Source organism: Halotolerantifilum yawarlongkerapense, assembly GCF_054506745.1.
In genome coordinates this window covers 2,428,590-2,440,965 of record NZ_CP199719.1, presented here as the reverse complement: position 1 = coordinate 2,440,965, position 12,376 = coordinate 2,428,590, and the positions used below count along the sequence as shown (strand labels likewise).

The following is a 12,376-nucleotide window of genomic DNA, read 5'->3' as shown; positions in this document are numbered from 1 at the left end:
AAGCTCTTAACGAAGGTTAAGGGCTTATTGGACCAACCCGAGGCTGATCAATAGGGCTTCATCGACTCGCGACATTGCCACATCATCGAGGTGCCCGAGTTTCTGGATGAGCCGTTCCTTATCGATCGTTCGGATCTGTTCGAGCAGCACCACCGAGTCTTTCACGAGTCCGATCTCGTCTTTTTTCACTTCCACATGAGTCGGTAGTTTCGCCTTGTCGATACGCGCCGTGATCGCCGCCACAATGGTCGTGGGGCTGTAGCGGTTACCGATATCGTTCTGGATCACGAGCACGGGACGCTGTCCCCCTTGCTCGGAGCCCTTCACGGGACTGAGATCAGCGAAATAGACATCGCCCCGTTTGACCTTCACGCCTATGCCTCCTCAGCGGGTAGGTTCATCTCATAACGGTTCAAGCATGAGAAATCATCGTTCATTCCAGCGCGGCACCAATCCAGATTGATCTCAGCCATCGCCTGATACCCTGCCTTCATCTCTTCTGCGATCGGTAAACGACCGAGCTGGCGCAAACCCTCTCTGAAGGCTTGGCCGAAAGTTCGCTCCCTATCAAAACCCTCGCGTGTCATCTCGTAAGTCCCCCCCGTGGTAGATTTTTCTCTTTATCGGCACCCGCCCGCGACGGGTGCGCTTTTTTTGCTCATCATAACTGATACGATTATACCATAGGATGACCGTCCATCACAAAGGCCATTTATCCCCCTTTTGTTATTTCAAGTAATCCGTGATGCCCACCGTTTTTCCACCGCGGGTATAGACCCGCGGGACGCGTCGGGAGATCATGCAGACAATCTCGTAGTTGATGGTCCCGAGCAACCCTGCGATCTCATCGATAGAGATCCATTCCTCACCATCTCGTCCGAAGAGCGTGACGGTCTCCCCCTCCTTGGCTTCCACCCCATCGAGGCTGATCATACACTGGTCCATACAGATCCGCCCCACCTGGGGACAGCGTCGGCCCTTGACAAGCACCTCTGTCTTTCCCGTCAGCAGACGTGTGTAGCCATCGGCATAGCCGATGGGCAGGGTCCCGATCCGCTCATCGTGGTCGGGCTCATAGAGCAGACCGTAGCTGATCCCCTCGCCCGCCGGTACGGTCTTGACGAGTCCCAGGCGCGTCTTGAGGCTCATGACCTCTTTGAGTGCAACTGCCTCATGATCCACCTCCGGGGAAGGATAGAGCCCATAGAGCATGATCCCCGCCCGGACCATATCGTAGCCGAGGTCATTGAGATCGATGATCCCGGCGCTGTTCGCCACGTGCTTGATGGGAATATGGATTCCCTTTTCCTCCAGCGACCCGATCACGGCATTGAAGCGGTCCAGCTGCTTGTTCGTAAACGTCTTGTCCGCTTCATCGGCCACGGCAAAATGGGTGTAGATCCCCTCGATCTCGAGCCCATCCAAGCGCAGCATTTCCTCGATGACCGATGCGGCCTTCTCCGACCGGATGCCCAGGCGCCGCATACCCGTGTCGATCTTGATGTGCACGCGTGCCCGGGTCCCCTGTTCTTTTGCCACTTGGTGGAGTTTGGCCGCCTGTTCCAGACTGTAGATGGTCTGGATGATCCCGGCCTCCACTACGACGGGATAGAGGTCGCTGGAGGTGTAGCCCAGCACGATGATCGGTGTCTGGCCGTCGTGACGGCGCAGCTCGAGTGCTTCGTTCAAGGTGGCCACCGCAAAACGATCCACACCGTTCTCCCTCAAGGTGGGCATGACGGCCACCGAACCGTGACCGTAGGCATCGGCCTTGATCACGCCCATCAGGAGTTGACCGGGCTTCATCTGTTTCTTCACTTCTTTTACATTGTGGGCCAGGTGATCGAGATTGATCTCCGCCCAGGTAGGTCGCATCAACTGCATGGTTTCACTCCTCATCTCCACTAAATTAAAACCTGCCCGCAGTGGACTGTCTACGTTTTTCCAAGCTCATTTCCCTCATGGTCGTGGTCAGACCCTCGACGATATCACTGGCGATAAGCGAATACTCGCCCCGTTTCTCCGCCATCAGATCGCCGCTGACACCGTGGAGGTAGACGGCGAGCATCGAAGCTTCGATGGGTTGAATCCCCTGGGCGATCAAACTCGTCAGGATCCCCGTGAGCACATCGCCAGAGCCGGCGGTGGCCATCCCCGGGTTCCCCGAGGCGTTAATAAACAATTCTCCGCTCGGTGTAGCGATCACCGTCCGCGATCCCTTGAGAATGCAGATCACATCGAACTCCTTAGCGAATTCTTTGGCCACCCGCATGGGTTCCTCGTTGATCTCCTTGATGCCAAGGCCCGTGAGACGGCTCATTTCTCCCGGGTGCGGGGTGATGATGACCGTGGACTTCTTGCGGTTCAACAGATCGATGTCACGGGAAAGGGCATTGAGGCCATCGGCATCCAGAATAATCGGGATCTCCAGATCCCTCAGGAGCCTCCGGATCAGCTCGAGGAGTTCCGATGTATCCCCACAGCCCGGTCCGACGGCGGTGACCGTGGCTTTTTTTGCATCTTCAACGATGCGATCCAGCTGGTTGATGGCGATCACACCCTTGCGCATTTCCGTCAGGGGTACCGTGACCACCTCGGGAATACTGGTTGTGATGATGGTGTTCAGGCTCTCGGGGATGTAGAGCTTCAGAAGGCCAGCGCCACTGCGCAAACAAGCTCTGGCCGCCAGGATCGCGGCCCCGGTCATCCCGAAGCTCCCTGCGATGAGATTGGCCTTTCCATAGGTGCCCTTGTGGGTATCCCGCTCGCGCGTCTTCAGCATCGGCATCACGTCGGCCCGTGTGATCAGGTTCGTCTGGATCTGAAGATCATCGAGCACACCGTCGGGGATGCTGATCTTCTTGATCAGCAGTTCACCCTGGTACTTGGCACCGGGGAATAGGATATTCCCGATTTTCGGAAGGGCAAAGGTCACCGTCTTATCGGCTTCGATGGCACGTCCGAGCACGCGTCCGTTGTTGGCATCCACCCCGCTGGGGATATCAACCGATAGGACGATCGCAGGGTTACGATTGATCGAATCGATGACCTCTCCGTAGATTCCCGTCACCTCACGATTCAGACCCGTTCCGATCAGCGCATCGACGATCATATCCGTCGGCCGGATGTTCTTCTCCATCTTGTTGATGCCACCCCCATCGGAAATGATCTCGATGTTGAGCTGCATCTTCTTGATGACCTGGTAGTTCAGGTAACTGTCGCCCTTGAGATCCGACAGTTTGCCCACCACGTAGACGGTCACTGGGAAGCCGTTGTTCGAAAGATGGCGGGCGGCCACGAAACCATCTCCGCCGTTGTTACCCATACCGCAGAAAAGATGGACGCGCTGCTTCGAGGGATTCATTGCCATCACCTCAAAAACAATGTTGGTCCCAGCGTTCTCCATCAGGACCACGCCCGGTATCCCGTACTTTGAGACGGCCAGCTCGTCCAGTTGCATCATCTGTTCGTTCGTCACAATCTTCATAGTCCCTCTCCTCCCCTCCACGCCAGGGCATGGGCCACGGCATGGGTTCGTTCGTGGGCGATCGATAGGTGAATCGCAGTGATCCCCTCTTGCTTTCTCCGTTCTTCGGCCCCCCGGTACAAGTTCACCGTGGGACGCCCCAGCGCATCGCGTCCGATTTCAATATCCTTCAGGGCGAAACCGCGGATCCCTGTTCCCAGGGCCTTGGCCACGGCCTCCTTGGCCGCGAAGGTTCCCGCGGCGGTTTCCGGTCGACTCCCTTGCGCCCAATAATAGGCCCGCTCCGAAGCGGTCAGCACGCGCGTTAGAAACCGCGGGTGCCGCTCGATGGCCCGCTCGATACGGGCGATCTCAACGAGATCGATGCCCGTCCCATAGATCATCCTGCTCACCCCTTTTCGTGGGAACCTTGACCTACTCCGATGCGGTCCCCTTTTTCTTATTTCCATGATATCACAAATCACAAAAGTCCGTACATGGAAGCTGCTACATTATTCTTTGGAACCTGGCACCCTCCTGCGCACGGATCAAATTTGAGAAAAGAAAGACGCCCGTTTCGGACGTCTAGTCGATCAGATTTGGTGGTTCTTTTCCGTCGAGCGCTGCCAAGACATTCTTTGCCGCCATTTCGGCCATGCGGTCACGCGTCTCGACGCTGGCACTACCGATGTGTGGGAGCAGGACCACGTTCGAAAGGTCCAGTAGGTCCGGGTGGATCTTGGGCTCCTCTTCGTAGACATCCAGACCCGCGGCAAACAGCGTATCGTTTTTCAGCGCTTCGGCCAGGGCCGCTTCATCGATCACCGGACCGCGCGAAGTATTGACCAGAACGGCCGTGGGTTTCATGAGGGCAAGTGCCCCGGCATCGATCAGGTGGTGGGTCTCGTCAGAGAGAGGCACGTGGACCGAGACAAAGTCACTCTCGGCCATCAAGCGCTCCAAGGATACATACTCGGCATTGAACCGCTTTTCAAAATCCAAATCCCGCGCTCGGTTGTGGTACAAGATCGGCATATGGTAGCCGCGGGATTTCTCACAGAATCGCTGGCCGATCCGACCGGCACCGATGACCCCCAAGGTCTTCCCGTAGATATCCTGCCCCAAGAAATCCTTGTAGTGAAAACTCTTCCACGCTCCGCTTCGGGCGAAACGATCGGCTTCCACGATGCGACGTGAGGCCGCGAAGAGCAGGGCCCAGGCCGTTTCGGCCGTGGTATCCGAGAGCACACCCGGTGTATTGGTGACCAGGATGCCCCGCTCCTTGGCCGCCGCCACGTCGATGTTGTCGTAGCCCACGGCGCAATTGGCAAAGATTTTCACGCCGGGTAAGGCGTCCATCAGTGGCCCATCGATGGTGTCGGAGAGGGAACAGAGGACGGCTTCGCATCCCTCTGCCCTTTCGATCAGCGTCCGGCGATCGAAAACCACGTCCTCTGGATTGGTCGCCAGCTCGCAACGGTCTTCCAACAGACGATAGGCGATCTCTGGTAGATCGCGGGTAATGAGCACTTTTGGTTTCATAGATTTTTCCCCCTAAAATCTCGCTTGTACGGTGATGTCCAGGGCTGGGTGCGCGATACCTAGGCGACCCGCCATCCGTTCCATCTCCTCTTTCGAATAGAACCCCTTGTCCCCCGGTTCGATTTCCTTCTCTGAACGATTGTACTGCTGCAAAAGCCAGCGACCGCTCCCGAGCCAGTGGGCCAAGAGATCCAGATCTTCGTAGGTGTGAAGGGACCGCACGACGGTGGTCCGAAAGAGAACGGGCACATCCGTGGCCTGGAGGATGGCGAAACTCTCCTCCACCGCGGTAACCGGTGCATCTTTCAACCCGACGGCCAGGTGGTAGGCCTCGGGGTGATGCTTCAGATCCATGGCCACGGTATCCACCAGCCCCTCGGCAAGGAGCAGAACCAGTCGGTCGGGATGACTACCGTTCGTGTCCAGTTTCACAGGTACCCCCACCTCATCCTTCGCGCGACGCAAAAAGTCCGGCAGTTTCTTCCATCCCGTGGCCTCACCACCGGTGATGACCAGACCGTCGATAAGACCCGCCCGCTTCTTGAGGTGATCGAGGACCACGTCTTCATGAAGTGCAGGAAAATCGTTGGGCCCGAGCACCAGGTCGCCGTTGTGGCAATAGGGGCATCGGAAGTTGCACCCGCCGACAAAGACCACACTGGCCACTTTGCCGGGGTAATCGATCAAACTCGTCTTGAGAAAACTCACCAAAGGCATCTAGGACACCTGGAAGGTCATCCGGTCGTCGTACTCCGACTGCTTGCCATCGTTGAAGTTCTCCACCGGTCGATGGTAGCCCACGACCCGCGTCCAAACCTCTGTTTTCTTCCCACAGTGGGGGCACTCCGGCACCTCGCCCTTCAGATACTTGTGGTCCTCACAGATACTGAAGGTGGGGGTCAGGGTGAAATACGGAAGCTCATAGTTGTACATGACCTTCTTGAGCAGGGCCTTGACCGACTCGATATCCGTGACCATCTCTGGTAAGAAGGCGTGGAAGACCGTGCCCCCGGTATAGCGGGTCTGCAGGGCATCCTGGTGATCGAGCGCCTCGAAAAGATCCTCCGTGTGGCCGACGGGCAACTGGGTGGAGTTCGTGTAGTAGGGGTGGTCTACTCCCTGCATGATCGTCCCGGGATACTGGTCGGCATCGAGCAGGGCGAAGCGGTGGGCCGTTCCCTCGGCGGGTGAAGCCTCGAGGTTGTACAGATGGCCGGTCTCCTCCTGGAAAGCCACCAGGTGCTCGTTCATGTAGTCGAGCACACCCAGGGCCAGATCCCTCCCCTTCTCGGTGGTGATGTTCTCCTTTCCACCGGTGAAATTCAGCACCATCTCGTTCACACCGTTCGGTCCGATGGTCGAGAAGTGATTATGCCAGTAGGCCCCGTTATCGAGGTAGATTTCCTCTAGGTAGAACCGCGAATAAGGGTAGAGACCCCGGCGGATGTTTTCCTCGAGCACGGTCCGCTTGAGCTCGAGGCTGTTCTTGGCCAGTTCCATCAGGCGACCCAAGCGGTCGTGGAGCTCCGCTTCCGTCTCGGCCAGATGACCCAATCGCGCCATGTTGATGGTGACCACGCCGATGGAACCCGTTTTGGGATTGGCCCCGAAGAGGCCACCACCGCGCTTGCGCAGTTCCTTGTTGTCGAGACGGAGACGGCAGCACATGCTGCGCACATCCTCCGGATCGAGATCGGAACTGACGAAATTCGAAAAGTAGGGGATGCCGAACTTGGCCGTCATCTCCATGATGGCATCGGTCACCAGGTTGTCCCACGCCCAGTCCTTCGTGATGTTGTAAGTGGGAATCGGGAAGGTAAAGACCCGACCCGATTTATCCCCGGCCATCATCACCTCGCAGAAGGCGCGGTTGATCATGTCCATCTCCTTCTGGTAATCGCCGTAGACCGCGTCGAAGTCGTGCTTGCCCCCGATGATCACCGGAAGCTGCCGGTGGGTGCCGGGCACCCGCACGTCCATGGTCAGGTTGAAAAAGGGTGTTTGGAAGCCCACGCGCGTGGCGATGTTCATATTGAAGATAAAGGTCTGCATATGGTCCTTGACCCGATTGTAATCGAGACCATCGGCCCGCACGAAGGGGGCCAGCAGCGTATCGAAGTTGCTCACCGCCTGGGCGCCCGCCGCTTCTCCCTGCAGGGTGTAGATAAAATTGACCAGCTGCATGAGCGCCGTGTCGAAATGTTTCGCCGGTGCACTCGATACCTTTCCCTGCACACCGGTGAATCCCTTGAGCAGGAGATCTTCCAGGCTCCATCCACAGCAGTAGGTGGAGAGGAGTCCCAAATCGTGGATATGCAGGTCCCCGCGCTCATGTGCCTCCCGAATGGTCTCATCGTAGACCTCGTGAAGCCAGAAGGCCCGGGTCATCTTAGAGATCACGTGGTTGTTGAGCCCCTGGAGGGAGTAGGACATGTTGGAATTCTCCCGCACTTCCCAGTCCGACTGTCCGATGTAATCGGAAAAGAGGCGGTTGACCTCCTGCGCCGTCCCCTTCAGCGCACGTTTGCGCTTGTGCTCATAGCGATAGGTGATGTAGTTACGTGCGGTATCGTACTCTGACCGCTCCATGAGGACGCGCTCTACCTCATCCTGGATGGACTCCACATCGGGTCGCTCCAGGGCCTCCAGCCGCCGCTCCACATCATCGGTGGCCACCGCCGCCAGCCGCTCGAGTTGCGTCTGTGGCACATCGGTTTTCGTCACCTTCAGTGCCTTCGAAATCGCCTTCTCGATCTTTTGTCTGTCGTACATCTCCAATTGTCCATTGCGCTTCTCGATTAAACCGCCCATTTCCTCACTCCCACTACATCTAGTTCGATCCATTATGAAAGCCACTATATATAGTGGCGAACGTTGGTAAAAATAACCTGAGCTCTAGGCCCATTGTATCAGATGTAGGGGCTTTTGGACAAGAAGAAAAGGCGGGGAAGCCCCCGCCCGTAAGGCGCTTACCGCTCTTTTAGCGGGATATAGCGCATTTTTTCATTGTTAATGGCTTTGTAGGCCGGTCGGATGATCCGTGGATCCGACAGGATCTGCTCGATGCGGTGGGCGCACCAACCGGCGATCCGTGCGGTGGCAAAAATCGGGGTGTAGAGGTCCTGGGGGATCCGGAGCATTTCGTAGGCGAAGCCGGAGTAGAGGTCCACGTTCGCGCAGATGGCCGCCTCCTCGCCGCGGCGTTCTTTGAAAATATCCTTGGTCAGTCGCTCCACATCGCAGTAGAGTTGAAAGTCCTTCATCGCTCCTTTTTCCTCGGCGAGCTCGCGCGCCGTCTCCTTGAGCAGCTCTGCCCTCGGATCCGATAGGGTGTACACGGCGTGACCCATCCCGTAGATCAGACCGCATCCGTCGTTGGCACGACCATCAAGAATCGCCTCCAGATAGGCGCGCACCTGTTTCTCGTCGGTCACGTCCGCAACCTTATCCCTCAGATCATCGAACATCTGGCGCACCTTGATGTTGGCGCCCCCGTGCTTGGGGCCCTTCAGACAGCCCACAGCTGCCGCGATGGCCGAGTACGTATCCGTGCCGCTAGAAGAGACCACATGCGTGGCGAAGGCCGAGTTGTTCCCGCCGCCGTGCTCCGCATGGATCACCAGGGAAAGGTCCAGGATCTCGGCTTCTTTTTCCGTGTACTGGTTGTCGGGCCGGATCATGTGCAGGATCGTCTCCGCCGTGCCCACCCCCATTTTCGGCGCATGGAGATAAAGGCTCTCTCGATCGAAATAATGGGCTTTCGCCTGGTAGCCGTAGCTGATGATCGTGGGAAAGCGGGCGATCAGTCGGAGCGCTTGGTCAAGCAGGTTCTCCAGCGACAGATCATCGGGCTGGTCATCGTGAGAATAGAGGACCAGGGTCGAGCGCTGGAGCTTATTCATGATGTCCTTCGAGGGAATCTTGAGGATCATGTTCTCGGTAAAGCGATCGGGCAGGGTCCTGTAGTCGTCGAGCAGGGCGTTAAAATCCGCCAGCTCTTGTGCCGTGGGCAGGGCCCCGAAGAGGAGCAGGAACACCGTCTCCTCGAAACCGCGTCTACCGTCGGATCGAAAGCCCTCAACCATCTGATCGATGGGAATCCCACGGTAATAAAGTTCACCCTGTGCCGGGACCTTGACATCTCCGATCAGTTCGTATCCGACGACATTGGCAATTTCCGTGATGCCCACGATGACACCCGTCCCGTTCTCGTTCCGTAGTCCCCGCTTCACATTGTAACGATCGTAATAGGAGGGATCGATGCGGTTATTCTCGGCCGCACGCTCAACGAGACGCGGATCGAGTCTCATGTCGTCACCTGCTTGAACTCGGATAAGACGGCGTCGATGAACCGCTCGGTGGTCCCCGCGCCCCCGAGATCAGGCGTTAGGTCCTCCCCTTTTTCGATCACCCGATCGAGGGCCGCCCGTAGTCGGTCCCCTTCATCGGTCATTTCCAGATAGTCCAGCATCATGGCCGCCGAGAGGAGGAGGGCCGTTGGATTGGCCACCCCTTTGCCCGCGATGTCCGGTGCCGAACCGTGGACCGCCTCGAAGATGGCCACGCCATCGCCGATGTTGGCTCCCGGGATGAGGCCCAGACCCCCGATGAGCCCGGCGGCCAGATCTGACAGGATGTCACCGTAGAGGTTCATCGTGACCAGGACATCAAAGGCCTCCGGTCGCATGACCAGTTGCATGCAGCAGTTGTCCACGATCAGGTCGTCTGCCACAAGCGCGGGATACTCGGCGCTGATCTTTCTGAAGACGTTGAGAAAGAGACCATCGGTATCCTTCAGGATATTGGCCTTGTGCACACAGGTCACGCGCTTTCTGCCTGTCTTCACCGCGTGTTCAAAGGCCGCACGGATGATCCGCTCCGAACCCTTATGCGTGATGCGCTTGATGGCCTCGGCACCGCCGGGAATCTCTTTTTCGATTCCCAGGTAGAGTCCTTCGGTGTTCTCGCGAAAGATCACCAGATCCACCCCGTCGTAGCGACCGGCTAGCCCCTTGAAACTCCTGGCCGGTCGTTGGTTGACGTAGAGGTCGTAATACTTCCTGAGCATCACGTTCACGCTACGAAAACCGCTACCCACCGGTGTGGTGATGGGCCCTTTCAAGACAGCGTCGGCGCCCTCGATGGCCGCATGAACAGCTTCGGGGACCAGTGCGCCCTCTTCTTCTAGGACGGCGGCGCCCGCATTGGCTTCCGCAAGGTCCAGTCCACCGATGTGGACGAGGACCCGTTTCGTGCCGGCCATGATCTCGGGGCCGATGCCATCACCGGGTATCAAGAGTACCTTCTTCATATGCCTTCACCTCCCAGGTTCAACAATCCTCCGGCCAAGAGCATCCGGCGTTCGCGTTCAGAGCCACCGAAGCGCAGGGCCACCGGTTTGTCTCCCTTTACCTCGGCCTCCATGATTCCCTGCTCCAGTCCCCCGTGGACATGCTCGACCGTCAGGACCTTTCCCTCCACGAGCCGGTCGTAGTCTGACGGTTCGTCAAAGACCAGCGGCAGGATGCCGGCGTTGATCAGATTCTGTCGGTGGATCCGGGCGAAGGATTTGGCCACCACGGCGCGCACGCCGAGGTAGAGGGGGACCAGGGCAGCGTGCTCGCGGCTCGAACCCTGTCCGTAATTCTCCCCGCCGATCACGATTCCACCGCCGGCTTTTTCAGCTCTTTTCTTAAAATCCTTCACCAGGGTCCCGAAGGCGTGCTCGGAAAGGGCCGGGATATTGGAGCGAAAGGGCAGTAGGGCCGCGTTAGAAGGCATGATATCGTCGGTGGTGATATTGTCGCCCGTCTTCAAGAGGACCTCTCCGGCCAGCCTTGTCTCGAGCGCCCCCTTCTTGGGGAAGGGCTTGATGTTCGGCCCCATGACCAGCGGTTGCTCCGGATCGCCCTCAAAGAAGCGGAAGCCGCTATCGTCCGCCTCATAGCGAGACGGTTCTGCCACGGTGATGGACCCTAGGTCCCTCGCGTCGGCCAGGTGACCGGCCAGAGCCGTGGCCGCGGCCGTCTCGGGGCTAACCAGGTAGACACCGGCATCGTCGGTGCCGCAGCGACCCTTGAAGTTCCGGTTGAAGGTCCTCACGGAGAGGGCACCGGACCGTGGAGCCTGGCCCATGCCGATGCAAGGTCCGCAGGCTGCTTCCAAGAGGCGGGCTCCACTGGCGATCAGGTCGGCGATCGCCCCCTCGGCCATGAGCATCCGCAGGACGTGCGATGACCCCGGCGCGATCACGAGACTGATGTCGGGATGGATCGTCTTACCCTTCAGAAGTTCGGATACGGCCTTGAGGTCTCGGTAGGAAGCATTGGTACAGGAACCAATGGCCACCTGGTGCACCTTCCGTCCGGCGACTTCTGTGACGGCCACCACACGATCGGGACTGTGCGGCAGGGCCACCATGGGCTCGAGAGAAGCGAGATCGATCTCCAGGACCCGATCGTAGACAGCATCGGCATCGGCGGTGAGCCATCGGAAGTCCTCAGGTCGGCCCTGGGCCGCGAGAAATGCTTGCGTCCGCTCGTCCGATGGAAAGAGCGAGGTCGTCGCACCGAGTTCTGCCCCCATGTTACAGATGGTGGCGCGGTCGGTGACGGAGAGGGCCGCGACCCCCTCGCCGAAGTACTCGACGATGTGGTTCACACCGCCCTTGACGGTCAGCTCCGATAGCACCTTCAAGATCACGTCCTTGGCACTGACCATGGGCGGCAGGCTCCCGGTGAGCGCCACGCCGATCACACCGGGCACCGTCATGTGGTAGGTACCGGTGGCCATGCCGTAGGCGACATCCATGCCACCGGCACCCATGGCAAGGGCACCCACGCCACCGGCCGTGGGCGTGTGGGAGTCCGAGCCGATGAGCGTCGTCCCAGGTGCGGCGAAACGCTCGAGGTGTAACTGGTGACAAATGCCGTTGCCCGGTCGCGAGTACACGATGCCGTATTTGGCTGCGCTCGACCGGATGAAATCATGATCGTCGGCATTCTCAAAGCCCGTCTGGAGTGTGTTGTGATCGATATAGGCCACGCTCAAATCCGTTTTGATCTCATCGATACCCATGGCATCGAGCTCTAAGTACACCATGGTTCCCGTCGAGTCCTGGGTCAAGGTCTGATGCACCTTTACCGCGATCGCCTCCCCCTTAACGACAGAGCCTTCCACGCAATTATCTTCCAGCACCTTATAAGCCAGTGTTTTCCCCATATTATCCACCCTTTCTGCAAGTTTAACCCTAGCGACTTTCATATTTGTATACAATTATACTTTTGTGCGATCTCCTTGTCAACCGTTTGACGGGCGACTCTTCCGTTTCACACAAAAAAAGGCCCCATCGCTTACAGCGTAGGAGCC

Annotated in this window: 11 protein-coding genes; all 11 read right to left on the bottom strand. The window is 58.2% G+C overall.

The genetic code is table 11. From position 1 onward, the window contains the following. Positions 1–24: 24 nt before the first annotated feature. The gene (locus ACULM0_RS12000; RefSeq protein ID WP_463679885.1) at positions 25–378 is read right to left on the bottom strand and encodes a type II toxin-antitoxin system PemK/MazF family toxin; all 354 of its coding nucleotides are present in this window, start codon (positions 376–378) and stop codon (positions 25–27) included. Then, a complete protein-coding gene (locus ACULM0_RS11995; protein WP_463677770.1) occupies positions 375–587 on the bottom strand; it encodes a hypothetical protein in 213 nt (70 codons plus the stop codon). Before ACULM0_RS11995 ends, ACULM0_RS12000 begins: the two co-directional genes overlap by 4 nt. A 139-nt stretch (positions 588–726) precedes the next feature. Continuing rightward, positions 727–1,884 carry an alanine racemase gene (gene alr / locus ACULM0_RS11990; RefSeq protein WP_463677769.1) on the bottom strand — a complete coding sequence of 386 codons (1,158 nt, stop codon included), beginning with the start codon at positions 1,882–1,884 and terminating at the stop codon, positions 727–729. 25 nt (positions 1,885–1,909) lie between these two features. Continuing rightward, positions 1,910–3,487, bottom strand: a complete 1,578-nt coding sequence (locus ACULM0_RS11985; RefSeq protein WP_463677768.1) for an NAD(P)H-hydrate dehydratase — start codon at positions 3,485–3,487, stop codon at positions 1,910–1,912. Further along, positions 3,484–3,870, bottom strand: coding sequence for a holo-ACP synthase (gene acpS / locus ACULM0_RS11980; protein ID WP_463677767.1), 387 nt, complete (start codon positions 3,868–3,870; stop codon positions 3,484–3,486). The genes ACULM0_RS11985 and acpS overlap by 4 nt, the downstream gene beginning before the upstream one ends. Positions 3,871–4,051: 181 nt before the next feature. Beyond that, the gene (locus ACULM0_RS11975) at positions 4,052–5,008 is read right to left on the bottom strand and encodes a 2-hydroxyacid dehydrogenase (protein ID WP_463677766.1); all 957 of its coding nucleotides are present in this window, start codon (positions 5,006–5,008) and stop codon (positions 4,052–4,054) included. Positions 5,009–5,020: 12 nt separating this feature from the next. Next, entirely contained in the window at positions 5,021–5,725 is a 705-nt protein-coding gene (locus ACULM0_RS11970) for an anaerobic ribonucleoside-triphosphate reductase activating protein (RefSeq protein WP_463677765.1), read from the bottom strand. Beyond that, the gene (locus tag ACULM0_RS11965) at positions 5,726–7,819 is read right to left on the bottom strand and encodes a ribonucleoside triphosphate reductase (protein ID WP_463677764.1); all 2,094 of its coding nucleotides are present in this window, start codon (positions 7,817–7,819) and stop codon (positions 5,726–5,728) included. 158 nt (positions 7,820–7,977) lie between these two features. Next, positions 7,978–9,318, bottom strand: coding sequence for a citrate/2-methylcitrate synthase (locus ACULM0_RS11960; protein ID WP_463677763.1), 1,341 nt, complete (start codon positions 9,316–9,318; stop codon positions 7,978–7,980). Continuing rightward, a complete protein-coding gene (locus ACULM0_RS11955) occupies positions 9,315–10,319 on the bottom strand; it encodes an isocitrate/isopropylmalate dehydrogenase family protein (RefSeq protein WP_463677762.1) in 1,005 nt (334 codons plus the stop codon). Before ACULM0_RS11955 ends, ACULM0_RS11960 begins: the two co-directional genes overlap by 4 nt. Further along, complete coding sequence (locus ACULM0_RS11950; RefSeq protein ID WP_463677761.1) at positions 10,316–12,229, bottom strand: aconitate hydratase; 1,914 nt, start codon at positions 12,227–12,229, stop codon at positions 10,316–10,318. Before ACULM0_RS11950 ends, ACULM0_RS11955 begins: the two co-directional genes overlap by 4 nt. Positions 12,230–12,376 lie beyond the last annotated feature (147 nt).